25 protein-coding genes are annotated in these 24,070 nt (G+C 43.7%); 10 read left to right on the top strand and 15 right to left on the bottom strand.

Annotated features, from left to right (window positions below; all coding sequences use genetic code 11):
* Positions 1 to 40: 40 nt before the first annotated feature.
* From V1502_RS03780 to V1502_RS03740, 9 genes are all read right to left on the bottom strand, one after another.
* Complete coding sequence (locus V1502_RS03780) at positions 41 to 814, bottom strand: enoyl-CoA hydratase-related protein (protein WP_409253065.1); 774 nt, start codon at positions 812 to 814, stop codon at positions 41 to 43.
* Between the two features lie 13 nt (positions 815 to 827).
* On the bottom strand, positions 828 to 1,607 hold the full coding sequence (locus tag V1502_RS03775; protein ID WP_409253064.1) for an enoyl-CoA hydratase/isomerase family protein: 780 nt from the start codon (positions 1,605 to 1,607) through the stop codon (positions 828 to 830).
* Complete coding sequence (locus V1502_RS03770) at positions 1,600 to 1,908, bottom strand: EthD family reductase (protein WP_409253063.1); 309 nt, start codon at positions 1,906 to 1,908, stop codon at positions 1,600 to 1,602. The genes V1502_RS03775 and V1502_RS03770 overlap by 8 nt, the downstream gene beginning before the upstream one ends.
* Before the next feature lie 254 nt (positions 1,909 to 2,162).
* A complete protein-coding gene (paaD, locus tag V1502_RS03765; RefSeq protein WP_409253062.1) occupies positions 2,163 to 2,660 on the bottom strand; it encodes a 1,2-phenylacetyl-CoA epoxidase subunit PaaD in 498 nt (165 codons plus the stop codon).
* Between the two features lie 6 nt (positions 2,661 to 2,666).
* A complete protein-coding gene (paaC, locus tag V1502_RS03760; RefSeq protein WP_409253061.1) occupies positions 2,667 to 3,482 on the bottom strand; it encodes a 1,2-phenylacetyl-CoA epoxidase subunit PaaC in 816 nt (271 codons plus the stop codon).
* On the bottom strand, positions 3,479 to 3,835 hold the full coding sequence (paaB, locus tag V1502_RS03755) for a 1,2-phenylacetyl-CoA epoxidase subunit PaaB (RefSeq protein WP_409253060.1): 357 nt from the start codon (positions 3,833 to 3,835) through the stop codon (positions 3,479 to 3,481). Before paaB ends, paaC begins: the two co-directional genes overlap by 4 nt.
* A 14-nt stretch (positions 3,836 to 3,849) precedes the next feature.
* On the bottom strand, positions 3,850 to 4,818 hold the full coding sequence (paaA, locus tag V1502_RS03750; protein WP_409253059.1) for a 1,2-phenylacetyl-CoA epoxidase subunit PaaA: 969 nt from the start codon (positions 4,816 to 4,818) through the stop codon (positions 3,850 to 3,852).
* A gap of 74 nt (positions 4,819 to 4,892) precedes the next feature.
* Positions 4,893 to 6,218: a phenylacetate--CoA ligase PaaK gene (gene paaK / locus V1502_RS03745; protein ID WP_409253058.1), complete on the bottom strand. Its 1,326-nt coding sequence runs from the start codon at positions 6,216 to 6,218 to the stop codon at positions 4,893 to 4,895.
* A gap of 529 nt (positions 6,219 to 6,747) precedes the next feature.
* Entirely contained in the window at positions 6,748 to 8,523 is a 1,776-nt protein-coding gene (locus V1502_RS03740) for an ABC transporter substrate-binding protein (RefSeq protein ID WP_409253057.1), read from the bottom strand.
* Positions 8,524 to 8,629: 106 nt separating this feature from the next.
* On the opposite strand from V1502_RS03740, the gene V1502_RS03735 reads away from it, so the two are divergent.
* Complete coding sequence (locus V1502_RS03735; protein ID WP_409253056.1) at positions 8,630 to 9,853, top strand: MDR family MFS transporter; 1,224 nt, start codon at positions 8,630 to 8,632, stop codon at positions 9,851 to 9,853.
* Positions 9,854 to 9,875: 22 nt separating this feature from the next.
* Here V1502_RS03735 and V1502_RS03730 read toward each other — a convergent pair whose 3' ends face one another.
* Both V1502_RS03730 and V1502_RS03725 read right to left on the bottom strand, forming a co-directional pair.
* Positions 9,876 to 10,067 carry a hypothetical protein gene (locus V1502_RS03730; RefSeq protein WP_409253055.1) on the bottom strand — a complete coding sequence of 64 codons (192 nt, stop codon included), beginning with the start codon at positions 10,065 to 10,067 and terminating at the stop codon, positions 9,876 to 9,878.
* Between the two features lie 274 nt (positions 10,068 to 10,341).
* Positions 10,342 to 12,531: a DNA topoisomerase III gene (locus V1502_RS03725; protein ID WP_409253054.1), complete on the bottom strand. Its 2,190-nt coding sequence runs from the start codon at positions 12,529 to 12,531 to the stop codon at positions 10,342 to 10,344.
* Between the two features lie 304 nt (positions 12,532 to 12,835).
* Here V1502_RS03725 and V1502_RS03720 point away from each other — a divergent pair, with 304 nt between their 5' ends.
* The 5 genes from V1502_RS03720 (at position 12,836) to V1502_RS03700 (ending at position 17,207) form a co-directional block, all read left to right on the top strand.
* Positions 12,836 to 13,624, top strand: a complete 789-nt coding sequence (locus V1502_RS03720) for an ABC transporter ATP-binding protein (RefSeq protein WP_409253053.1) — start codon at positions 12,836 to 12,838, stop codon at positions 13,622 to 13,624.
* Positions 13,608 to 14,363: an ABC transporter permease gene (locus V1502_RS03715; protein ID WP_409253052.1), complete on the top strand. Its 756-nt coding sequence runs from the start codon at positions 13,608 to 13,610 to the stop codon at positions 14,361 to 14,363. The genes V1502_RS03720 and V1502_RS03715 overlap by 17 nt, the downstream gene beginning before the upstream one ends.
* Positions 14,364 to 14,468: 105 nt before the next feature.
* A complete protein-coding gene (locus tag V1502_RS03710) occupies positions 14,469 to 15,470 on the top strand; it encodes an aliphatic sulfonate ABC transporter substrate-binding protein (RefSeq protein WP_409253051.1) in 1,002 nt (333 codons plus the stop codon).
* Between the two features lie 57 nt (positions 15,471 to 15,527).
* Positions 15,528 to 16,115 (top strand): SCO family protein, encoded by a 588-nt coding sequence (locus tag V1502_RS03705; RefSeq protein ID WP_409253050.1) that lies wholly within the window; start codon positions 15,528 to 15,530, stop codon positions 16,113 to 16,115.
* A gap of 75 nt (positions 16,116 to 16,190) precedes the next feature.
* Positions 16,191 to 17,207 carry a YeiH family protein gene (locus V1502_RS03700; protein WP_409253049.1) on the top strand — a complete coding sequence of 339 codons (1,017 nt, stop codon included), beginning with the start codon at positions 16,191 to 16,193 and terminating at the stop codon, positions 17,205 to 17,207.
* Positions 17,208 to 17,342: 135 nt separating this feature from the next.
* On the opposite strand, the gene V1502_RS03695 is transcribed toward V1502_RS03700, so the two are convergent.
* On the bottom strand, positions 17,343 to 17,870 hold the full coding sequence (locus V1502_RS03695; protein ID WP_409253048.1) for a superoxide dismutase family protein: 528 nt from the start codon (positions 17,868 to 17,870) through the stop codon (positions 17,343 to 17,345).
* Between the two features lie 127 nt (positions 17,871 to 17,997).
* Here V1502_RS03695 and V1502_RS03690 point away from each other — a divergent pair, with 127 nt between their 5' ends.
* Together V1502_RS03690 and V1502_RS03685 are read left to right on the top strand one after the other, a co-directional pair.
* Positions 17,998 to 18,171, top strand: coding sequence for a hypothetical protein (locus V1502_RS03690; protein WP_409253047.1), 174 nt, complete (start codon positions 17,998 to 18,000; stop codon positions 18,169 to 18,171).
* Entirely contained in the window at positions 18,172 to 18,366 is a 195-nt protein-coding gene (locus tag V1502_RS03685) for a YwbE family protein (protein ID WP_409253046.1), read from the top strand.
* Positions 18,367 to 18,461: 95 nt separating this feature from the next.
* Here V1502_RS03685 and V1502_RS03680 read toward each other — a convergent pair whose 3' ends face one another.
* Positions 18,462 to 19,622, bottom strand: coding sequence for an O-antigen ligase family protein (locus tag V1502_RS03680; protein WP_409253045.1), 1,161 nt, complete (start codon positions 19,620 to 19,622; stop codon positions 18,462 to 18,464).
* Positions 19,612 to 20,928: a lipopolysaccharide biosynthesis protein gene (locus V1502_RS03675; protein ID WP_409253044.1), complete on the bottom strand. Its 1,317-nt coding sequence runs from the start codon at positions 20,926 to 20,928 to the stop codon at positions 19,612 to 19,614. Before V1502_RS03675 ends, V1502_RS03680 begins: the two co-directional genes overlap by 11 nt.
* Positions 20,929 to 21,113: 185 nt before the next feature.
* Between V1502_RS03675 and V1502_RS03670 the strand changes: the two genes are divergently transcribed.
* Entirely contained in the window at positions 21,114 to 21,533 is a 420-nt protein-coding gene (locus V1502_RS03670) for a pyridoxamine 5'-phosphate oxidase family protein (protein ID WP_409253043.1), read from the top strand.
* 937 nt (positions 21,534 to 22,470) lie between these two features.
* Positions 22,471 to 22,965, top strand: coding sequence for a DUF6241 domain-containing protein (locus tag V1502_RS03665; RefSeq protein ID WP_409253042.1), 495 nt, complete (start codon positions 22,471 to 22,473; stop codon positions 22,963 to 22,965).
* 41 nt (positions 22,966 to 23,006) lie between these two features.
* Here V1502_RS03665 and V1502_RS03660 read toward each other — a convergent pair whose 3' ends face one another.
* Positions 23,007 to 23,726, bottom strand: coding sequence for a YebC/PmpR family DNA-binding transcriptional regulator (locus V1502_RS03660; protein ID WP_409253041.1), 720 nt, complete (start codon positions 23,724 to 23,726; stop codon positions 23,007 to 23,009).
* Positions 23,727 to 24,070 lie beyond the last annotated feature (344 nt).

Raw genomic sequence — 24,070 nt, 5'->3', positions numbered from 1 at the left:
CCTTTCGTATATTAAAGCAGCAGTTTTTCAGAAAAGACCTTTATTTACCCTGGAATACTGGCTTTCTTTTTTCCAGGAATGCATCGACACCTTCGCGGTGGTCTTCACTCTGTCCGGCAACCCTCTGACCATAAGCTTCTTTTTCCAGATATTCTTCTAAACTGGGATCATAACTTTCATTCAGGTATCTCTTAATAAGACCGATTGCTTTTGTCGGCATGTTTGCTAGTCTTTCAGCGTATGCCCTGACTTCACTTTCCCAGTCATCCATTGGAATCACTTTATTGGCTAAACCAAGCTCTTGCGCTTTATCGGCTGTGATCTTTTCACCGAATACGGCCAATTCCATTGCCTTGGCATGGCCAACCAGTCTTGTCAGATAATAAAGATTGCCGGAATCAGGTATCAGGCCGACATGGATAAATGCTTCTACAAAACTTGCTTTCTCAGACAACAGACGGAAGTCACATGCCAATGCAAGACTCATTCCCGCGCCGGCTGCGACTCCATTCACAGCGGCAATCACCGGTTTTTCGCAGGCAGCCAGTTCTTTCACCATCGGACCGTAGTTGTTTCTCAGGACTTCCCCATGGTCCATATCTTCACTGACTTCACTTAAATCCTGACCTGAGCAGAATGCTCTGCCTTCCCCGGTGATGACGACAGCCCGGACTTCTTTATCCCTTGAGGACTGCTTCAACGCCTTCGCAATTTCTTTATTCATCTGTCCGATGAAGGCATTGAGTTTATCAGGTCTATTCAGCCTGATCCAGGCCACTCCATTGTTGACTTCATAGAGGATCGTCTCAAACATGGTGATGCCTCCTTTACTTTCCTTTATAGTGCGGTTTGCGTTTTTCGATGAATGCTTTCATTCCTTCTTTTTGATCTTCGGAAGCAAACAGCAGAGAGAAGTTCTTGCGTTCATACTGCATTCCTTCATAGAGCGAGTAATCCACTGCCTTCAGGACAGACTCTTTTATCAAGCGAATTGACAGCGGAGGTTGTTTAGCCAGTTTCGCAGCAAATTTCTTCGTTTCTTCCATTAACAACTCTCTTGCGACTACCCGGTTGATGATCCCCAAACGTTGTGCTTCCGCAGCTGACATCCGGTCTCCGGTCATCAGCCATTCCATCGCCCGAGTTTTGCCGATCAGCTTCGTCAACCTCTGTGTCCCACCGGCACCAGGCATTACTGCAAGATTCACTTCCGGGAAGCCAAACTCTGCATCATCAGCAGCGAACAGCATGTCACAGCACAAAGCGAGTTCAAACGCTCCTCCAAGAGCAAACCCCTGAACGGCTCCAATAATCGGTTTTTTTATAAGGGCTATGCGATCCCAATCAGCAAACTGGTTCATCAGTTCAAAATCGATTGCACCGTCATTGGCCATTTCGTCAATATCAGCCCCTGCAGCAAATGCCCTGCCTTTTCCGGAAAGAAGGATTACCCTTACTTCGGGATCACGGTCAAAATGCTCATATGCAGAGAGAACCTCAGACACCATCTGTCTGTTAATGGCATTAAGGACTTTCGGCCGGTTCAGTTCAACAAAGCCGATTCCTTCCTCCACACCTACATTGATATATTCGTAGCTTCTATTCATTCACATCTTCACCGATCATCAATGTAACGAGGTCACCGGCAAAAGACATTAAATCCTTTCCGGAAGCTTTACCTTCGTCAGATTTCATGGCAGCTTTTAAGGCCTCATGGCTGTCATAAACCATTTCACACATAAGATAGTACTTTCCTTCGCCGCCCATTGGCGACCCGACGATTTTCGTAACCTTCATTTCTCTTAATCCCGGAATCTTTGCTGTGATCGGGGCATGCGTATTAAAGTAATGCTCGTCGAATTGTTCCTTGTTTTCAGGATGCTTGTAAAGTGCGATTAGTTTTACCATTTAAAATCTCTCCTTTTCTTTTCTACCTCTATTAATTATTCGTTGATCTCCACTCCAGGTGTCGACTTCGCGGGGCGGGCGTTGAGCCTCCTCGGCTTCGCCTGCGGGGTTACGTTCCAGTGGGTACGTAACCTTGGTGCTGTAACTAGACGTCCCGCTGCTTCCGTAGGAGATCACTCACCTTCCGCTCCAATCAACTCTTACTTAAAAGCCAAAAAACCTTTTAGAAAAATCTCATGATTTCAAGCACAGTTTTACATAATCGTAGATATGGGTTTCATTGCTTCAAACGGGTTCTTGCACTGCTTGCAGTAAAGGATGCTTCTGCAGGCGGTCGGACCGAAGATGTTCTCCATTGTTGTGTACGGTGAATCACAGTATGGACAGTTAACCTTCCAGCCGCCGTCGTCTTCCAATCTTTCAGGAGGCGGGGCGATTCCGAATTCCTTTAGTTTTTCTCTCCCGGCTTCGGATACCCGGTCGGACGTCCACGGTGGACTGAACAGGAAATCAACATCCGTCTCCGTGACTGCAGGATCCGCCAGCAGTGCTTTTTCCACATTTCCCTTGATGATTTCCAATGCAGGACATCCCATGAATGTCGGCAGTAGCCTGATCACAGCCGTACCCTGCTGAAACTCAGCCTGTTCAACCATTCCCAGCTCGACTATGCTGACTGAATCAATCTCAGGGTCTTTCACCTGCTGAAGTATGTCTAATACGCGTTCATCTCTTACTGTCAATTGAATCATTCCCTTTTACCAGGCCGCTGCCGGATCCCAGTTGTAAACTTCGCTCAAAGTACCAATGGCCTGTTCAAGGTCTGCCGTATGCACCTTGTTGCGGCCGTTTCCTCTCTTCATTTCCAGTGATGGAAGTGATAGATTACAAGATTCGAATATTGGTTCCACAGCATTTTTCCAGCGTATGACGAGCATATCCTCGCCTTCAATAAGTCCTGCTTTCGCCATCTCTTCTCCCTGGTCGCCCAATGACAGGACTCCGGCAAAATCTGCGGCAGTCTTTTCAACTGCGTTCATCATGCGCTTCCTCGCTTCACTGCTTGAGTTCATAAGCTGTGTAAACCATGTCTTCCAATGCAGCAGATGGTAATACAGCTCCATGTTCACCTTGACTGCAGCGTCTGCCAGTGGCTGATAGGAGGAATTCTTCAATGAGTCGATTTTGATCTTTTTCGCCTGGGCATAGAAATAGTTTCTTACTACAGCGAAGGCCCAGTCGTAATCCGGTTCCACAAGGTAGGTTCCTGAACCGTTCACTTCTTCCAAAATGATGGCATTGCGCCTTTCATCCGCTCCCCTGGCATGGGCGAGCTTGTTCATTTCCCCTTCACCCAAGTCTTCGAGCAGCCTGTAAAACATGGCTGCATGCCCCATTGTGTCTTGATTGATCGAAGAGAATGCAACATCCTCTTCTATGTGAGGGGCAAGCCCGAGCCATTCCGATCCCCTGTAGGCAATGATGAAATCGTCATCCGCCAGCTGATACAGCAGTTCAACCAGAGCCGTTTTATATTGTCCATCCTTTACTTCCGCCGCGCTGCTCACCGTCATGACTTTTTCACCTTCCCTTCCCAGGACATAATCTCTTTCTCATCCAGCATTTCCTGTTCATATTGACGCCATTTTTTCTTCAGGTACCCATATCCCTTAGCATTACGGTAATCCTTGTTATCCAGACGTTGAAGCGATTCTTTTTCCTCCTGGTTCATCTTGCGGATATCCGCTCTTTTCACAACCCATATATCTGTTGCCGGTTCCCTTCTCATGAAGTTCTCCTGTGCCATCACGAGGGCGATTTCCTGATTGGGTGCAAGCAGGCTGAACTGATGCTGCATCGGGGCATTATCTGTTCTTCTGCTGAACACTTCATATTCCTGGTAAAAATTTCTGCTCATATCCGACATGTCACCGTCCCCCTTTATCCTGCCGCTGTATCCCCGCTCAGTGCTTCACGGACCCAGGCGTTATTCTCGTAAGAAATTCTTCTGAGGTTCAATCTCTCTTTTGATTTCGGACCGTTGTTCTTCACGATCTCCTTGAATTTGCTCCAATCCGGCTGCTGATAGATCCACTCTTCTTTCTCCTGATCGAAATACATAGTGTCATCAGGAAGTTTCAATCCGAGCGAAAGGATTCGCGGTACATATTTTGTAAAGAAATCCTGTCTCAGTTCTTCATTTGTTTTTGTCCGGATTCCATATTTGATCGTAATATCCTGTTTAGAGGATCCTGTTGTAGAGGCACTTCCAGGTCCGAAAAACATCAGCAGGGATTCCCACCAGCGGTCAACTGCATCCTGGACAAGTGCCTGCTGTTCCGGTGTACCTTCTGCCAATGCCATGATGATTGCTTCTCCATGTTGGGCGTGGAATACCTCTTCGGCACAGATACGCTTTAACGCTCTTGCATATGGTCCGTAAGATGCACCAAGCATATTGGTTTGCGTGATAATGGCAGCTCCATCGACGAGCCATCCTATCAATCCTGCGTCTCCCCACGTCGGAGCTTCCATATGGAAGACGTTATGAAACTTCAAATCTCCTGAAAATAAATCCTGCATGATTTCTTCGCGTGTCTTTCCATACGGTTTCATTAAATCTTCCGCTACACGAAGCAGCAGCTGGCCATGTCCCATCTCATCCTGCACTTTTGCCATAATGCCGAGCTTCCTTCCAAGTGTCGGGGCTTTTGGGACCCACTCTTTCTCTGGAAGCGCTCCCATTATTTCGCTGATAGCATGCATGGAAATCAATTTGATCAATGTCTTTCTGTATTCATCCGGCATCCAGTCATCAGCTTCAATTTTTTCTCCCGCTTCAATACGTTTCATAAAATGCGCCATTTTTTCTTCTTCAGACAACGCCGCAAATGATGCTGTATCACTCATGCAAAACCCTCCTTAGCTAACGTATTTATTACGTTGGCTATTTATGATGTCATACTGTTTAAATCCAAAATTTTTTATACTTCTATTCCGCTGTTTCTTTTGTCGAGGACCCTTACTGCTTTTCCTTCCGAACGCGGCAGTGTCTTTGGACCGTTAACTTTTACATCCATTGATACAAGACAGCTGCTCTTCATAATATGTTGAATCTTCTTGGTAAGCAGATTAATACTTTCGTGCTCCATGTTCTGTTGAAGGTCCAAGAATACTTCTTCCTTAATTTCCACATGAAGTTCGACGGAATCCAGTGTTCCTTTTCTGGTAAGGTGCAGCTGATAATGAGGTGACAGTTCTTCAATGGTAAGGAGATAATGTTCTACCTCGGAAGGAAAAACATTGACCCCGCGAATGATCAGCATGTCATCCACCCGGCCTTTAACACGTGACATCTTAACCGTCGTCCGTCCGCACCTGCATTTGCCATAGGAAAGAGAGGCGATATCTCCTGTCCTGTACCGGATGATCGGGAAAGCTTCTTTTGTCAATGAAGTAAAAACCAGCTCCCCTTCTTCGCCAGGCAGTACAGGTTCTAATGTGACAGGATCAATGATTTCAGGAAAGAAATGGTCTTCGGCAATATGAAGCCCGGACTGCTCCTCATGGCATTCCATTGCAACACCTGGACCAATCACTTCACTCAACCCATAGATATCACAGGCTTTCAGGTTCCATTTTTCCTCAATCTTCTGTCTCATTTTTTCCGACCACGGCTCGGCACCGAAAATCCCATACTTCACAGAAGTTGCGGCAGGATCCTTCCCGACCTCTTCCATTTTTTCAGCGATATTCAGAATATAGGAAGGCGTCCCGCAAATGACCGCAGGCTTGAAATCTTCAATGAGAGTAATCTGTCTTTCCGCGCTTCCGCCAGATACGGGTACTGTCACCAATCCCAGCCTCTCACTTCCATAATGGAGTCCGAGTCCGCCGGTAAACAATCCGTACCCATACGCATTATGCAGAACGTCACCAGGCTCTCCACCCCCGGCCGCTATGGAACGGGCGACAATGTCACTCCACATATCAATGTCATTTTGCGTATAACCGACAACGGTCGGTTTGCCGCTCGTCCCTGAAGAAGCATGAATCCTGACAAGTTCATTTTGAGGAACCGCAAAAAGGCCGAATGGGTAATGCTCTCGTAGATCCGCCTTCGTGGTAAAGGGCAGGAGCTGCAAATCGTTCAGTGACTGAACATCCTCCGGCTTTATACCCCTTCTTTCAAACTGTTCCTTGTAAAACGGGACCCTTGAGTATACATTTCTTACGGTTTCCTGCAGGCGCTCGAGCTGAACCTTCTCAATCTCATCCCTTTCAGACATCTCAACTTCATGTAAGATCACTCACTACTTCCTCCTTTAGTAGATTAAGACCCTCTCCCTGTATACCTTCTTTATTTTTATATAACGATTTTTACCCGTAATATATTTATTTTGTTATACATCTACAATCAAAAGATAACGTGAAACCCTTAAAAAGTCAATATATTATCTGAAAATTTATATTTTTATAGCAATTGTGGTGTTGACTCTGATTGACCTATTACTCCTTTGCGGGGCAATCGCTCCTTGAAGTTTTGAACTTCATTGTCCGATTTGATTTTCATCGGGCCAACATCCCCTTTAATTTCAAGTCTCATTGGACCATTTAACCCCTTTACGGGCCAACACCTCCTCTAATTTCAGGTCTAATTGGGCCGTTTATTACTTTTGCGGCCCAACATCCCCTCTCATTTCAGGTCTCATTGGTCCATTTAACTCCTTTGCGCACCAACATCTCAATAAAACTAACGCCAGACGAAAATAATACTAGGATTTGTACTTACAAAACAAAATAACCGGACGATCATCATCGCCCGGCCATTCCTATTTTCTATGTTCTCTTAAACCAAATTTGGTAAAAGTCGATCCAGCCCTGTGAATTGATTAATGCCTGCTGGATAATTTCGTCACTTTCCAATTCAGACATGTTTTTATACAGCGGCAATACCTGACTGGATTTCAATAGCATTTCTTCTATTATATAAAGCTTTTTCTTTCGTTCTTCCGGATTCCTTAAGCCCTTCATTAACTTAACTTCAGTCAGGATGGTCTCTTTAAGTTCCCATGACAGGTGATGCCAGATTGGACTCGTTTTCGCCAAGATCAACTGCAGGAAGCTGAGTTCCTCCTGTTCTGTGATTGTGGCACTGTCATGGATGATATCTGCGTTTTTCATAGATTCATCTTTTAAGAACTCTTCTGCCGGCAGAAAGAAATTCTTTATTTTCACTCCATACATCCCGGCTCTATTTTTCAGCCATTCTGCATCCTCCACATGATCTCTATCCTGAAAGGTAGACAGGATCAGTTCCTCCCCCTTATAATTACTCTTTTCCAGCAGCGTTTTTATTTCTGCCGATATTGATTCCGTATCACCCAGCAGAAAGCCTTCTGCCTTTTCGAGACGAAATTCCCCCAGTTCCTTAACCAAAGCAGAAGGATCTGCTATAGCTTTTAAAGCTTGGCGAAGGAAAGAATCCTGCATCGGACCAGGCTTCCTTGTGTTCAGCGAGAGAAACTGTACATTTTTTTCCACACGATTTATTCTTTTTCTCTTTTGGTCTTCTCCACTTTTGTCTCTGTAGTAGCCAAATTCCACATCTGTTTTTTCCGGCGCCCGGTCCTCCCGCTCATCCGGTACATTCCAAAACTCGACTGCATCCAAAAACGGTCTTTCCCTAAAGTAGTGATCATTCGCTTCCAGGATAAGCATGGATCCGTCATTTCTGATAAGTCGAAATGGTCCTGTCCCTGTCAGCGTTTCATAAAAAAGTTCATCTTGTTCACTCTTACTTACGATAGATAAATGCTCATCACTTAATATATGAAGAAGCAAAAAGTTTGGCCTTTTCAGCTTGAGCTCCATCGAATAATCATTAATGGTCACGGCCTCCTCCAAGTCTTCGAGCATCCACCTGTAAGGATTATTGTTAAAGGAAAGAAACCGTTCAAGGCTGTACTTGATATCTTCCGATGTCAATCTTTGTCCATCATGAAACTTAATACCTTTACGGAGATAAAAGACCCATTGATTCCCTGCTGCGTTATGTTCCCAATGAAAGGCCAGGCGAGGCTCAAATTGATTTTTTTCTTCATTATAAGAAACAAGCGTATCGCACACATGCTTCACAATATGACATTCAGACCGCAGAGTCGCAAGCATGGGATCAAGAGGGGAGAAAGGCTGTTTGCCGTATTTCATCCTCAATACATCGCGGTGCTGGCGGCCCCCGGATTCGACGTTATAGCCAAACAGGGTTTCAAGCCACACATCAAACTTTTCCTTGAGGCCAGGCAAGTCCTTGTTGTATTCACTGATCATTCCTTGTGCTGCTTTGAGCTTTCCTTTCTTTACAAGCCTCTTGCTTTCATTGAGTAAAAGATCTGACGGTTCTTTTAAAAAAATCAAAGTGGATTTGTTGCCTCTTCCCCTGCCAGGCTCCCACTCTATCCAGCCTTCATTCTCCCACTTTTGAATGGTCATCTTGCTGTTGCGGGCAGTACAAAACAAAACCTCTGATATACCTGAAAGAGAGACCTCATGTTTTGTACCCAATTCTTTATTAAAAGCCAAGTATATCCGCAGATAGTGCTCTAATGTCGTCATAAAAATTCCCTTCCCGAAAAGATGAAGTATTCTATTTTATAATTCTGCCCTTTTTCATCTTTTCCCTTCTTATTAAAATGATTTTACAAGAAAGGAATGATGGTACATGATGAAGAGGTTATTAAACCGCTATCCCGGACTTGTTTGGATTCGGGTATTAGGCGAATTGCTGACAGGTCTTACGGGTTCTATGCTTGCCCCTTTTCTGATCATTTATCTTTACGATAAGCTTGACGGGAATGTCCTTCTTCCCATGTTGATTGTGGGGTTACAGCCTTTATCAGAAATAATGATTACTTTTTTGGGAGGAGGACTTACTGACCGGCTGGGGAGGAAAAAAATTATCATAGCCGGCCTTCTTTTGCAGGCAGGTGCAATGGCGGGGTTCATTTTTGCAGAGTCCGTCTGGTTGTTTGCACTGCTTTACGTCCTTAATGGTGCCGGACGTTCTGTTTATATTCCTGCACAGCGCGCTCAGATCGCAGATTCTATTGATGACGGCATTCGCTCTGAAGTTTTTGCGTTAATCAATACTGTCGCTGCAACAGGAATGGCACTTGGACCGGTCATTGGATATTTCGTGTATACACAAGAACCTGGACTCATTTTTGGAATGCAGGCTGCCGCTCTGATGATTTATTTGGTTGTTGTATACTACAAGCTTCCGGAAACGATACCAGTCGATACTGAAGAGACAGAGAGGGTGAACGGGAGTTTTCAGTTGAAATCATTCATTTCCAACCACTCATATGTATTGAATTTGATGGTCTTCAGCCTTCCGATCAGTTTCTTTTATGCCCAGACAGAAACCAACTATCGTATTTACCTTGAAGACTTGTTTCCTGATTTTCTCGCAGTATTGACAACCCTTGCTTCCATAAAAGCAGTCATGTGCATCCTGCTTGAAATTCCGCTTGTAAAATGGAGCAATAGATTCTCTTTTAAAAAGATCCTTATCCTATCTTACGGTCTCTATTTTATAGCTGCCCTATCATTTGGCTTCTCAGCTTCCTTACTGCTTCTTATCCTTACGCAACTGATTGTCACGGTTGCCGAAAGCCTCGGGTTAAACCGGCTGCTCAATCATATTTCCCAAATCGCCCCTTCAAATCAGCGTGGACTCTATTTCTCGATATATGGGACGCATTGGGATATTTCACGGATGGCAGGACCCTTTCTTGGAGGAATGATTCTTATCGAATGGGGTGGGGCCGCCTTATTTATCCTGTCTGCCTTTTTCTTGCTCCTAGGCGGGACGGCCCAAATTTTGTTAAACAAGTCAGCTACCAAATCTTCAGAAATGCCTCTGCCGAAAATGCAAAAAGCTTGAGACTCCGGTCTCAAGCTTTTTTCTAAGCAGATTGACTGCTCTGTTCTTTTTGTTTCTTAAACAGTGCCTTTACTTTATGCACAGGGATCTTCATTTTCTTGAGAGTGGGTTCCCTCTCCAAACCAAGTTGCTTATTCAATACAAAATAAATTATTTCTTCAATGCCCGCCAACAGTACAAGTATACCACTGACAATCCAGATCCACATCGCCATTAATCCACAGACCCCTTTCTATTACCCTCTTTTCATCTCTATTCTTGTAAGTACCACAAAATTACAATTCGTTAAACCTGTATTTTTGAAATTTTCGGGTGAGATTGAGAGGTGCCGGGTGGGGTTATCGGCGATTCCAAGATTTATCAGCGATTTTGTGGATTTATCGACCAACCGACACATTTCGACATGCGACATTCGGTGTTCAACGGTAGCCTCCAAAAAAAAACAACCAAAACCCCCAGGCAAAAGCCTGGGGGCTCTAACAAACTTATCACTTATCCAGTTTCAGTTTTGCAAGGGCATCGGCCAGCGCCGTGTTGACCGGGGCGTCGTCCTGCTTCTTCATGTACTTGTTGACGTCCCGCTTGGAGACTTTACTGTTCTTCTCTTTTTTCCTTCGCTCATTGAAGGTTGAGAGTTTTTCCCTGTGACCACAGACGCAGGTGAACATTTGGCCTTCGCCTTCTCCGCGGAGGTCCAAGCGTTTGTGGCAGTTCGGGCAGCGGGCGTTGGTCTTTTTGCTGACGTTTTTGCGGTAGCCGCACTCACGGTCTTTACAGACAAGTTTCTTACCATGTTTGTTTTTGACTTCCAACATGAGGTTTCCGCAATCCGGGCACTTGGTTCCGGTGATATTATCGTGTGCGAATTTCTTCTCACTGTTTTTGATTTCGTGGACTGATTTTTTTGTATAATCCTTGATTTCACTGATAAAGGCATTTTTGTTCAGCTTGCCTTTGGCAATGGCTTCGAGCTTCTGCTCCCACTCTGCTGTCAAAGCAGGTGATTTCAATTCTTCAGGAGCAAGATCAAGAAGCTGTTTCCCCTTGGAAGTGATCATGATGGATTTCCCTTTATTTTCAATCAGGGCCGAATTAAATAATTTTTCAATGATGTCCGCACGTGTGGCGACTGTTCCCAGTCCTCCCGCGGAACTGATGGTTTTGATCAGCTCCTTATCTTCGCCAGCCATGAATTTCTTTGGGTTTTCCATTGCTGAGAGAAGCGTCCCTTCATTAAATCGGCTCGGAGGCTGCGTTTCACCCGTCGTTCTTTCAATAGAAGAAACTGATAAAACGTCTCCTTTTTCAATTTTAGGGAGTGTTTGGTCGGCCAGTCCATCTCCAGCGTCATCTGCGGAACCAGACCTGTCAAAGATTTCTTTCCAGCCTTGTTCAATGATCCGCTTTCCTTTAGCTACAAACTTCTCACCGGCAATTTCAGCTTCGATCGTGGTTTGTTCATATTGGAAAGGCGGCAGGAACATGGCAAGGAACCTTTTGACGACGAGGTCATAAATCTTCCGTTCTTTATCACTCAAAGAATTAAGGAAAGCGGTCTGCTCTGTCGGAATGATAGCATGGTGGTCCGAAACCTTGCTGTCATCGACAAAAGCCTTTCCAAGCTTGCCGGAACTCTTCATCGCCTTGGCGGCAAGCTGATTATAAGGTTTGATTGATACCGCCTGGATACGATCCTTCAGTGTATCGACAATATCACTGGAAAGATGGCGGGAATCCGTCCTTGGGTATGTCAGAAGCTTGTGCTGTTCATAAAGCTTTTGCATGATGGACAAGGTTTCTTTTGCCGAATAACCAAAGATCTTGTGTGCATCACGCTGCAGCTCAGTCAGATCATACAACTGAGGAGAGAAGCTCTTTTTCAAACTTTTATCCACCGACTTCACATTGGCTTTCTTCTCTCCTTTTAGATTCACCAACACCTTTTCAATGAAGTCTTTCGAGAAGGTTCGGTATTCTTTAGTTTTCCCGTCCTGCCATGTCAACGTAAACTCTCGGGTTTTCGCTTTCAATCCATAAAATGATTTTGGCTTGAAGTTCTTGATTTCTTCTTCTCTCTGGGCGATGATCCCGAGTGTCGGTGTCTGCACCCTTCCGCATGAAAGCTGGGCATTATGCTTTACCGTGAGTGCACGGGTTGCATTCATCCCTACATACCAGTCAGCTTCAGATCTTGCCTGGGCGGCAGCATACAAGTTTTCATATTCTTTTCCGCTTTTCAGTTTCCGGAATCCCTCTTTGATTGCCTTATCCGTTACAGATGAAATCCATAAGCGTTTGATGGGTTTGTTCACACGTGCTTTTTCAATGATCCAGCGGGCGACGAGTTCTCCTTCACGGCCGGCATCCGTTGCAATGACGATCTCTTTTACATCCTGACGTGTCATTTGGCTTTTGACCGCATTAAACTGTCTGCCTGTTTTCTTGATGACAACCAGTTTCAATTTATCCGGCATCATTGGAAGGTCTTCAATTCTCCATGTCTGGTATTTACTGTCATAGATATCTGGTTCAGCCAATGTCACCAAGTGACCCAGCGCCCAAGTAACGATATATTTATCTCCTTCAATAAATCCATTCCCTTTTTTATGACAATTCAGCACAGCAGCAATATCCCTGCCGACTGAGGGTTTTTCAGCGAGCACTAATGTTTTACTCAAACAAAACAATCCTTTCCTTTGCGAACGTACGCATAGTTCCTTTCATTATACAGGAATCACGCCATTAGTTTAAGGACGGACTTCTATCCCAAAAGCTGCATCGAATCCTTTTTACATTGCAGCGGTTAAAATTGGTGCTAGCGCGCCTGTCTGCAGAAACGTCAATGCATCGAGCACACTCAACCTTCACGTAAAGCAAAGAAGACAAAAAAATAGGCTGACCTTGACATTTGATAAGAATAGAATATAATTAACCATGGTATTCCTACTTGTTTTATATGAATTATAAGAATAGGTGATTAATATGTTTATTAATATAGAAAATCTCAATAAATACTTTACAGATAAGGATGGCCAGCCGGTAACGGTATTACAGGACATCGACCTTACAATTGAAAAAGGGGAATTTGTATCGATTCTAGGGCCGTCCGGATGTGGTAAATCTACCCTTTTGAACATTGTTGCCGGGTTGACTTCCGCTTCTTCAGGGGTGGTCGAAGCAGCTGGTCATACGATTAAGAAGCCAGGCAAAGACCGAGGGATGGTCTTCCAGCAGGCAGCACTGTTTCCTTGGCTCAATGTCCTGGATAACGTCATGTTCCCTCTTAAGAAAGAAATGTCTAAAAAGGACGCTGTAGATCAGGCAAAAAAGTACCTAAAAATGGTGCAGCTGAGCAACTACCTTCATCATTATCCTCATGAACTTTCAGGAGGTATGCAGCAGCGTGTGGCGATTGCCCGTGCCTTGGCAATGAATCCAGAAATTCTGCTGATGGATGAACCATTCGGTGCACTGGATGAACAAACACGTTCACGCCTTCATGTGCAGCTTGAGCAAATTTGGATGGATACAAAGAAAACCGTGATGTTCGTCACGCACAGCATCTCTGAATCTATCAAGCTTTCAGACCGGATCATCGTGATGGGCACCCGTCCTGGAACGATTATTGCAGAAATAACAGTAGACATCCCCCGTCCCAGAGAAGAACACAAGGAAGAGATGATTGCGATTGAGGAAGAAATCATGGTCCATCTTAAGAAAGAAATCGATAAAGTAGTCAGCGAGGAATTAGCTTATGAAGCCAATAGTTAAAAGACTTATATTCTTTACAGTTGTCCTTTTGCTTTGGGAAGGCGGTGCCAAACTGGGGTTGTGGCCGAAAATTATTCTTCCTGCGCCGACGGATGTATATCAAGCGTTAAAAATCGGATTTTCTGACATGACCCTGGTGTATGACTTGATTGCCAGCTTCAGACGTTTGTTCATCGGTCTCGGGATTGCCTTATTAATCGGAACTTCCATCGGTGTCCTTCTTGCCAAATCAAAAACGGCAGACGACACACTTGGTTCCCTGCTTCTTGCATTCCAAAGCGTGCCTAGTATAGTATGGCTGCCACTGGCCATTATGTGGTTTGGGATGAATGAAACAGCCGTAATCTTTGTGGTAGTGCTTGGCGGAACGTTCGTCATGGCCCTCAACATCCGTACAGGGATCAAGAATGTTTCACCTTTATTCACACGTGCCGCCCAGACAATGGGGTCCAAAGGGATTGATTTATTTATCAGGGTGACCCTCCCTGCTTCCGTCCCTTACGCTGTTACAGGAGCAAGGCTTGCCTGGGCATTTGCCTGGAGAGCATTGATGGCCGGAGAGCTGTTAAGCACAGGTCCAGGTCTTGGTTACACACTCCGTTATGCATCCGACTTTGGAGATATGTCACTCGTCATCGGCGTCATGATCATCATTGGTGTCATTGGTGCGATTGTCGACCAGTTGATTTTCTCAAGAATTGAGATATCTGTATTGAAACGATGGGGTCTTCAATCTTAACTACCCTTATCATCAAAAAACTGAATTTACTAGTTTGATTTATACGAAATCAAACACACCTTTTTATAACGATAAAAAATTCAAAAATTATCAGGAGGTATAACTATGAAAAAAGCACTCGTATTCTTTACGGTATTACTAACTTTCGCCGGGCTTCTTGCCGGGTGCGGAACTGCTTCAAACTCTGCTGGTGAATCAGGCGGCGGTGAAGTCGTGACCATCGGTTACTTCCCTAACATCAACCACGTTCCGGCGATGGTTGCCAAAGACCAAGGTTACTATGAAGAACAACTTGGTGATGGAACAACAGTAGAATACAAGACTTTCCCTGATGGAGCTTCCTTCATGACGGCTCTTAAGACGGGAGAAATCGATGCAGGACTTGTAGGACCAGGACCTGCTATGAACAATTACTCAACTGGTGCTGATGTAAAGATTATTGCTGGCGCTTCAACCGGCGGGACTGTCGTTCTTGCCCGCGCTGACAGCGGTATTGAATCGGTCGAAGACTTCCCTGGCAAAACATTCATCACTCCGCGTGTAGGCTGTACACATGACGTGCAAGTTGAAACGTTCCTTAAAGATATGGGGATCACGTCTGAAAGAATCGGCGGGACAATGAAACACATCACTGGCAACCCAGCACAGTATCAAGCGATGTTTGAAACCGGCAAAGTGGATATCGCCGTAGCCCCTGAACCTTGGGCGGCTGTCCTTGAACAGGAAACCGGTGCGAAAGTGATCATCAATGCGGATGAAATCTCATTCGGAGAAACTCTTCCTGCATCTGTACTGGTTGCTTCAGGAGAAATGATCAAGAATAATCCTGAGCGTATCCAGAACATTGTGGATGCTCATAAAAAAGCAACAGAATTTATTCAAAAACATCCTGAAGATGCAAAACAAATCACAATCAAAGATGTTAAAGAAACAACAAAACAAGAATTGAGCAAAGAAGTTGTTGACAGTGCTTGGGAAAGAATCGGATTCACTTATGAAGTGGACTCAGAAGCAATCCAGGCTTTTGCGGATTCCTCTTATGAGCTGAAGTTCCTAAAAGAAAAACCAGACTTCTCTGACTTGATTGACAAACAATTTATCCAATAATCATTCGCGGCTGATCCTGGTATTCGGGTCAGCCGTTTTTAAGGAGGAAAAAGATAGATGAAGTGGTTTAAAAACGCACTCCTCTTATTGGCAGGACTGTTTCTTACTGCCTGTACCAGCCAGCAGGAAATTGAAAATTCTTTTCCAATGAGTATGGAAGTGGAGGACTTCACGGCAATCAACCAGGACGGCGCGACCGTTATGTTAGAAGACCTGGAAGGCCACATTTGGATTGCGGATTTTATTTTTACTAACTGTGATACCGTTTGTCTTCCGATGACCGCAAACATGGCACAACTGCAAGAGAAACTGAAAGAAAGCGGTGTGGAGATGAATGTTAAATTGGTTTCATTCAGTATAGATCCGGAAAATGACACTCCAGAAGTACTGGAAGAATACAGCAAGCGCTATAATGCGGATATGGGGCAATGGGAATTTCTCACCGGTTATACCCAGGAAGAAATTGAACTGTTTGCTAACCGTTCATTCAATACACCCGCAGCCAAAGCGGAAGGCTCCGATCAGTTCGTGCACGGTACTTCCTTTTATTTAGTGAGTGAAACTGGTATCGTCCTTAAACAATACGAAGGTGTCAGTGATCCACCTTTTGATGAAATCATTTCTGATATCAAGAAATTGAACTAATTCCCTCTAACTTCTGTTAATATACTAATGTATAATTTCCAATGAACTTTAAGTGCATATCAGCTAAGAGGAGCAGTGAATATATTGCATTACATTTTAAACAACACACTGACTGCGCGGTTTCCAAAATGGGGCAGCGGTGTTCTTTTATTGGCAGGGATAGCAGGGGCTTCCAAATATCTCGGTTCCCTTTTCCCTCTCGTAGGTAGTATTTTATTTGCCATTATGATCGGTATCATAATCAATAACACGACCGGGGTCCATCAGGTCTTCCAGCCTGGACTCTCGCTAACATTGAAGAAACTTTTAAAAGCGGCAGTTGTCATGCTTGGCGTCAGCCTCAGCTTTGCTGATATCCTGTATATCGGACGGCAGTCTTTGCTGATTATTCTGGTTTCCGTCATCTTGGGAATTGTCATCACCGTCTGGTTCGGCAAGCTGCTGAAGATGGATCGGAAGCTGACTTTACTTATAGGTGTAGGAACAAGTATTTGCGGGGCAACGGCAATATCTGCCGTCAAAGGGGTTATTGACTCAGATGACAATGAAACAGCCTACGCCATTTCCATCATCGTTTTCTTTAATCTCATTGCTTTTTTCCTTTATCCGGTAATCGGTCATATCCTTGACCTTACCTCTACATCGTTTGGAATCTGGGCTGGAACGGCGGTTCATGATACCTCTTCGTCCATTGCTGTCGGTTATGTGTATGGAAATGAAGCCGGCCAGGTAGCCACTACAGTTAAACTGGCGAGAACACTGTTTCTCCTCCCGCTTATCCTGGTACTTCCGCTTCTGTTAAAGAGCGAGAAACAAAATGGGTCTCAAGCTGCTAAAAAGGCTTTTCCCTGGTTTGTCCTCTTATTTCTGGGAGTAAGCGTCATTAACTCATTCGGAGTTATTCCTTCTTCTTTGGAAGAGATTGTGACAGAGACCGCCAAGTTTATCATTATCATGGTGATGGGAGCTGTCGGTCTTCAGGTGAACCTTAAACAGTTTGCCAAATTGGGGTTCAAACCTTTGATAGCCGGGCTTGTAGCATCCGTCACGGTCTCTGTGATCAGCTTAATTATGATTTTGTATGCACTTTAAGCTCAGACTTGATCTGAGCTTTTTTTATAGAAAGCTATTTTCATATAGATTGTTGCTATCGAAAAAATTTAAGGATCTGGATTTTCCCCTTGAACAAAAAGAATACCTTGTACTGCAGTACTCCTTCAGAATGAATCATTGGTATTTTACAATGGAGCCGCAGGCCAGCCTTTTTCCTGCGTCCCCTGCCGGCTGAGTCCGGTAATCATCCGGATTTTGATGGATGATGACTGCTTTCCCGACTACGTCTTTTGGACTGAATTTATTTGTGAAAAACGCCATTCTGGCATACCCGTTATTTGAAAATAACACCGGAAAGTCACCAGCATGATTTCCGTGAGGCTGATCGGTCGGATTCCAGTGCCCCCCTGCCGCTTTAAATGGTTCCTTTTCATCTCCCACTTCGCAGCTCCCACTTTCATGAAGGTGAAATCCATGAGGGCCGATTGGGTTTTGATCTCCTTTCCCCTCCTTGAATTCCGGCAGACCGTTTACCTCTATATGAACCTCCGTCCCATTAGGAACTTGCCTAAAAAAAACATACCCTTTCAAGTTAGGTGCCAAAGGGCCACCTTCAATTTGGGCATAGGAAATAGAAGGAACGCTTCTATACGGCGGATACCCATAGTGATACCCTTGCTGGAAACCATAATAATAAGTCATCTTTACTACACTCCTCCACTTACACTTCTGCCATCTATGATATGTAAAAACGCCCAGTTGCGTGAATAACTTACTTCTTGTCGAAGTTTAGCCTATAATAGAGAAAACAACTGAAGGAGAACTGTTCATGTCATCATCGGAGAAAAAGAAAATCAACCTTGCACAAGCAATGAAAGAGAAACTGGCCCAGAAAAAACAGCAGTCCGGCGGAAAACAGACCGGCATCGTAAAATCGACACAGCCGCTAAAAAGCCAGCTTACAAAAAAACCGAACAACCAAAAGAAAAGGACGGGGATTTAAATGGACGGCCAGAAGCGTGCCAATATCGCACCAGGAATCGAAGTAAATATCGTGTTAAAAAAAGACCAGAGATCCGGCAAAACAACGAGAGGGACTGTAAAAGATATCCTTACGAATTCTCCGACACACCCGCACGGCATCAAAGTCCGCCTTACGGATGGACAAGTGGGCAGAGTGAAAGAAATAATTAAATAACAGGGTATACATTACTAAGCAGTCATCCCTGCCTAGACCTGTTTTCGAGAAGCCAATTGCTGAGCTGCTGGACATGAGTACACTCTGAAAGTACCTTACTCCCCATTACGCAGCCCAGCTGGACACCAAGCAAGCGCCAATACAATCCAAAAATGCCGCCAATGCAGGGTATCAACAAAGATACTGTTGAATATCAGACCCAGCATGGCAGCGAAAATGATAATATAAAGCCCTTCATATTTCTTCGCTGCCACTAAAATGTTCACCAAGGACTTTATTAGGGTAACCAGAAGAAAAAGCATAAAAGAAAGAAACCCGATAAGCCCATTCTCCATTAAAATCCGAGCAAATAGACTGTGAGCTGAAAGGCTGAGGATGTGTTCCGTCTGTCCCGGCCCTGCTCCCAGTAAACTGGAGAAACCAAGAGTGAAAGCTTGTTTCTGGTTCTCAAATCTGTCACCATCATAGTTTTGCAAACTTAACCGTTCTTGCAATAAGTTTTCAATCAACGGTGTATTAATAAGATAGAAAAAGGAAGGCACACCAAATAGTGAGATAAGGACAATCGTGATCATCCTCTTTTTAAGAGGAACACTGCTCAAAAAGCTGAAATAACACAACACCATTATAACCATGGCGCCCCATGCAGCCCTTGAGTAACTTAATAAAATCCCCGTCAATAACAAGAGGAAGACCGTTAAATACATGAGCTTCTTTTTACCAGCAGAGACTTCAACTTTGTATAGTGCATACAAAGTTGGAATTGTGATAAAGGGCCCAAAAACATTGGGATCTTTGAATAAAGATTTGACTCTGCCGAACATCAGATACGAATCTCCATTTGGTAAAACCTGAAAATAAGCCAGTATGCCGACTGCCGCAGCTATAATGGCAGCAACCAGGTATCCCTGGAATGCACTTATCAGGAACCTTTCCTTGAACCGGCCAGACAGACCTGTCAAACAGATCCAAGAAAAAATAAGATACAGAGTGATGGCAAAATAATAAACCGCCCTAGGAATATCAACTGCAAAGATTAAAGAAAACAAATTTACAATGCAAAAAAGGCATAACAACAAGAGAGGAGTCGATAATTCCGGTGGAAATAGGTAAACCGATCCACCTAAACATAACACCATCAACAAGACCATGAGTAAATCATAAGGAGAGGGTTCCACCAGAACATAGGAGCTTGACATCATGATAATGAAAGTGAATCTAAGCGCCCAGCCCCCCCTCGACTCATTAATTTCCATGACTGCCATCCTCCTCCCTTACCCTAAGCTTTTTATTCATGGCAAACCAGGCGAACAACCCATAAATGATGTAACCAATTGCGGCAAAAATAGATATGCAAAATATCGACAATACTGGATCCTCAATATAAACAGCGCACACCCATATCGCAGAAATCATCAGTAATAGGGAAATAACCTTTCCCACTATTTGGTGAATCTGTGCCTCCACTACATAAAAAATTTTAGATACCGGCATTACAACCATGCGAGAAACACTGTACAAAGCCGCCGCCTGTAAATATCCTCCTGCCCCCTTCCACTCTTCCCCAAAAATCAGATCAATGAGAAAAGGGGTGATGAGGACAATTAAACCCACTACAGTAAAACTGATGAAAGCCATTTTCTGTATCGTCTTCTTAAATAGTTGCAGTAATTTCTTCTTCTCATCTCTTAAATATTGGACAGCCTGTGAGACATATACCTGTGAAACAGGATAGCTGATAAGCCCTTCCGGAATGATCAATATCTTCTGAGCCAATAAGTAGAGTCCTGCTGCTTCAGGGCCAAAAAAAGCAGCAAGAAAAAAAGTTGGAATCTGATCGCATACACTTTCAATAATATTCGACCAACTTGAGATAAGGGGAAATTTCTTGTATCTCCTCATTACACGTATTAACCCAGATATTGTTAATACGCTGAATGAGGGTAACTCCTTATTTTTAATCAAAAGCTTTAAGAAAGCGGCGAAACCCGTCAACCTTCCTGCCATATCTCCAACGAGCAAACCTATGAAATTAAAATTAAAAAGTCCCAGCAAGACTTGAGAGGCTGTCTGTCCTGAGTTCATGCTGACTTTAGCACTGGAAATCGTTTTAAAGGACTCCTTTCTGACCGACCATAAATTGAATGCTTCATAAAAGCCAATCCCCAGCAGACTGATGGCAAGCATCCATGAATAATGATCAAGGACTGGGGCATTGAACCAGGAACCAACCGGCAGCATACTACCGCTGACCCAAACCAATACACTGAAAATAAAAGCAATGATTAAGGATAATCCCAGCAGGTGAAACCCTTCTTCTTCACTTTTCGGAAGGGGAATGGCTTCTTCATATAAAAGAGATACAACAACCTTCAAACTGTATAATAACGAGAGGTATATAGACAATATGCCAAATTCGGCAGGGGTATACAAATAAGTCAGTATGGGGGTTGAAAGGAGAATCAGGCTGTTGGACACCAGCGTACCCGCTGAAAGAACCATAACACTCTTTGCGAATTTGCTGTTTTTTAATGCGTTCACCAAATCTGTTATGAACCCCACTGGACATTCCCCTTTTTTGCCGTCTTAGAACGCTTTTTTTACTCTCACCACGTCTTTGTAAGATTTTTTGTGTGTTTCCATTTGTCTTATTTATATCAATGTATGCCTACACGCACATCAAAATGTTTACGAATCCGCTCTCAAAGGAATAGGTACAAGTGAATTTAACCAAAGGAGATGAGATTGTGACACAGACTGATCTGAAGCAGGAAGTTCTAGATGTCCTTGATAACAGTATGGTAGGAACACTCGCTACTGTTGTGGGGAACAAACCTCATTCCCGATATATGACTTTTTTCAATGATGACCTGACACTCTATACACCGACCAGCAGTGAAACCCATAAAGCGGATGAAATTGAGCAGAATCCAAATGTCCACGTGTTACTGGGATATGAAGGGAAAGGGTTCGGAGACACTTATGTAGAAGTGGAAGGACGAGTGGAAATCAGTAAAGATGAAAGCTTAAAGAAAAAGCTGTGGAATGACGAAATGGAAAGATGGTTCAAAGGACCGGACGACCCGGACTTGATCATCCTTGAAATTCATCCTTCTCAGTACCGTTTAATGAATAACGGCGAAGAACCAAAGATTCTCGACTTGTAAGTTTGAAGAAAGGCAAGCGTCGCTTATGGCTATGTAGTTCAATTTAGAGGTACAAACCATAAAAATTCATAGTCTTTAGCATACGAATTCGCACCATTATTCGTATGCTATTTTTTATTGTTAGTACAGCATATCTTTTACTTTCCAATGTGTTTTCGTATCTAAAACCGTATACGTTTTCGCAATACTGAAATATATTTTGCAGTCTTTTGATTTACGTGGCGAATTCACATACGGAATGGTATAAAAAAACCATAACGGATTTTATCCACTATGGTTAATTCGTTTTTATAGAGATTAAGATATCTTAACTTCAAATTAAGCTCTTCGTTTGTACACTAGGCGATTCTTTATTCCAGGCCTCCTCCACCATGGAAGCAAGGACCAAAATAGTAAAAGCACAATGAGATCATATCATAAGGGAAGAATTTCCCCTTATAGAAGAATTGTCGAGGAAAATGGGTCAAATAAGGGGAAAATCTTCCACTACTAACTAAAAAAACATGAAAATTGGATTACTGAGCATAATTAACGGTAAATTCTTCACCTTATTTATCTCTCTCCAGCTAAATTCTACAGTTTAGCGGAAAAAATTCCCCTTATTTTAAGTCTCCTTTCTCTTCCCTTGTTGAAATGGAAGTATTATGTGATTTTTTTCATGAATTCATTAAAAGAATTCGTACGAGGTCAAGCCTGCTGCTGAGTCCTCTTAAGTAGATCAGCCTTCCCCTCTTCACCCCCTATTTATTTTTCACATGGCAGATGACCTGCACTTCATTTAAATTTTTTCGCAAATTAAAAAACTATCCGTTTTTTTACCAGGTAAGGAGGTAATATGGAAGTAGATGGATAATAGTGTAAGAGAGTATATTTTTTAGTTGCAGAAGTCAGCAGCATCAGGATTTTCTGATAAAAGTAAAAAGTGGAGCTGATGTTAGTGAGTTTAAAATGGATTGGGTTTATTTCGGTCTTTCTCGTGGCAGGTATCCTGGGGTTTATCTTTTGGTATGAAGTGTCACAATCATCCTCCGAAGATGGAAATGAGGAAACGGAATACTATGAAGCGGGCGCCGGTCAAGACGATTCAAACAGCATTCGGGAAGATGAGATCCCAAACACATTGAGTGAAGAAGATCTTCAGCAAAAAATCCATGATATGAGCCACCAAAAAGTGAAAGCGACTCCAAAGTGGGGCAGTCTGGAAATAACGCCTGAACGTATCGATCATTTAATCAATGTAGTGGAACAAGGGAACTATAAACAATCCCATGTGTATCTCGACATATTGTACGGCTGGAAAGAAGGAGATTTTTCCGAAGCCGATGAAGACCACAATACCATCTGGCGGCTTCAGGGCGGAACAATCGGTAAAGCAACCGGCGTGCTCTCCGTTGCTGAAGAACAGAAGTATATTGAAAAACACTTTCAATAAAAAAATGCCTTTCCCGCCGGGAAGGGCATTTATTATTGAAGTTACTCACCTAAATCAACATTGTGATAAACCTGTTGAACATCTTCCAGATCCTCAATCGCATCAATCAACTTCTCAAATTCTTCCTGAACGTCTTCCGGAAGGCTGATATCGCTTTGAGCAAGCATAGTCAACTCTGCAACCGTGAATTCTGTTACTCCTGCATTTCTGAATGCTTCCTGAACTGCATGGAATTGATCCGGCTCAGCATAGATGATGACCGCGTCACCCTCTTCAAGGATATCCCTTGCATCAACGTCTGCTTCCATAAGGATTTCAAGTGCTTCCTCTGCGCTCTTTCCTTCAATTCCGACTACAGCCGTGGAATCAAACATGTATGCCACAGAACCGCTGACACCCATATTTCCACCGTTTTTACCGAAAGCTGCACGCACTTCAGAAGCTGTACGGTTTACGTTATTGGTAAGCGCGTCCACGATGATCATGGATCCATTCGGCCCGAATCCTTCATAGCGCAGCTTGTCGAAATTCTCTTCTGTGCTGCCTTTCGCCTTTTCAATCGCACGGTCAATAATATTACGTGGTACATTATATGTTTTGGCACGTTCAAGAACAAACTTCAAAGCCTGATTGGATTCCGGATCCGGTTCACCCTGTTTAGCGACTACATAGATTTCCTTTGCAAACTTAGAATAAATACGACTCGTATTTGCGTCTTTTGAAGCTTTTTTTTCTTTAATGTTATTCCACTTACGCCCCATGTTTTCCACTCTCTTTCAAAAAGTTGCTAGTCTTCCTTTCTATTATAACGCAGTACCCATCCTGTTTCGAGATTATTTCCTTAGATTATAATGAATCTCCGGATGTGATCTTTCTCTCTCGTCGATGATTTCTACCGTAACCTTGTCGATACTTGTACTGAATTCTTCTGTGAAATGCTCTGTTACCTTTAAGGCCTCTTTTAAAACTGTGTTCCCCCCCTCTACCTTCCTACTGTTAAAATTATTGATAAGCCGGATTTCCGCTCCAGGTGCGTGACTCCGCGGGGCGGGCGGTGAGCCTCCTCAGCTTCGCCTGCGGGGTCTCACCTGTCCGCTGATCCCGC

The organism is Rossellomorea sedimentorum (genome assembly GCF_046237645.1).
Taxonomy (GTDB): Bacteria; Bacillota; Bacilli; order Bacillales; family Bacillaceae_B; genus Rossellomorea; species Rossellomorea sedimentorum.
Note: the sequence above shows the minus strand (reverse complement) of the source record. Positions and strands in the feature narration are given on the sequence as shown.

Bases quoted from the DNA above. Each gene is read 5' to 3' on its own strand.
- paaD (WP_409253062.1), bottom strand. From the start codon at position 2,660: ATGATTCAATTGACAGTAAGAGATGAACGCGTATTAGACATACTTCAG.
- V1502_RS03780 (WP_409253065.1), bottom strand. From the start codon at position 814: ATGTTTGAGACGATCCTCTATGAAGTCAACAATGGAGTGGCCTGGATC.
- V1502_RS03660 (WP_409253041.1), bottom strand. From the start codon at position 23,726: ATGGGGCGTAAGTGGAATAACATTAAAGAAAAAAAAGCTTCAAAAGAC.
- V1502_RS03720 (WP_409253053.1), top strand. From the start codon at position 12,836: ATGTTTATTAATATAGAAAATCTCAATAAATACTTTACAGATAAGGAT.
- V1502_RS03730 (WP_409253055.1), bottom strand. From the start codon at position 10,067: ATGGCGATGTGGATCTGGATTGTCAGTGGTATACTTGTACTGTTGGCG.
- V1502_RS03735 (WP_409253056.1), top strand. From the start codon at position 8,630: ATGATGAAGAGGTTATTAAACCGCTATCCCGGACTTGTTTGGATTCGG.
- paaB (WP_409253060.1), bottom strand. From the start codon at position 3,835: ATGTCGGATATGAGCAGAAATTTTTACCAGGAATATGAAGTGTTCAGC.
- V1502_RS03715 (WP_409253052.1), top strand. From the start codon at position 13,608: ATGAAGCCAATAGTTAAAAGACTTATATTCTTTACAGTTGTCCTTTTG.
- V1502_RS03705 (WP_409253050.1), top strand. From the start codon at position 15,528: ATGAAGTGGTTTAAAAACGCACTCCTCTTATTGGCAGGACTGTTTCTT.
- V1502_RS03710 (WP_409253051.1), top strand. From the start codon at position 14,469: ATGAAAAAAGCACTCGTATTCTTTACGGTATTACTAACTTTCGCCGGG.
- V1502_RS03770 (WP_409253063.1), bottom strand. From the start codon at position 1,908: ATGGTAAAACTAATCGCACTTTACAAGCATCCTGAAAACAAGGAACAA.
- V1502_RS03775 (WP_409253064.1), bottom strand. From the start codon at position 1,607: ATGAATAGAAGCTACGAATATATCAATGTAGGTGTGGAGGAAGGAATC.
- paaA (WP_409253059.1), bottom strand. From the start codon at position 4,818: ATGAGTGATACAGCATCATTTGCGGCGTTGTCTGAAGAAGAAAAAATG.
- V1502_RS03740 (WP_409253057.1), bottom strand. From the start codon at position 8,523: ATGACGACATTAGAGCACTATCTGCGGATATACTTGGCTTTTAATAAA.
- V1502_RS03690 (WP_409253047.1), top strand. From the start codon at position 17,998: ATGTCATCATCGGAGAAAAAGAAAATCAACCTTGCACAAGCAATGAAA.
- paaC (WP_409253061.1), bottom strand. From the start codon at position 3,482: ATGACGGTGAGCAGCGCGGCGGAAGTAAAGGATGGACAATATAAAACG.
- V1502_RS03685 (WP_409253046.1), top strand. From the start codon at position 18,172: ATGGACGGCCAGAAGCGTGCCAATATCGCACCAGGAATCGAAGTAAAT.
- V1502_RS03695 (WP_409253048.1), bottom strand. From the start codon at position 17,870: ATGACTTATTATTATGGTTTCCAGCAAGGGTATCACTATGGGTATCCG.
- V1502_RS03680 (WP_409253045.1), bottom strand. From the start codon at position 19,622: ATGGAAATTAATGAGTCGAGGGGGGGCTGGGCGCTTAGATTCACTTTC.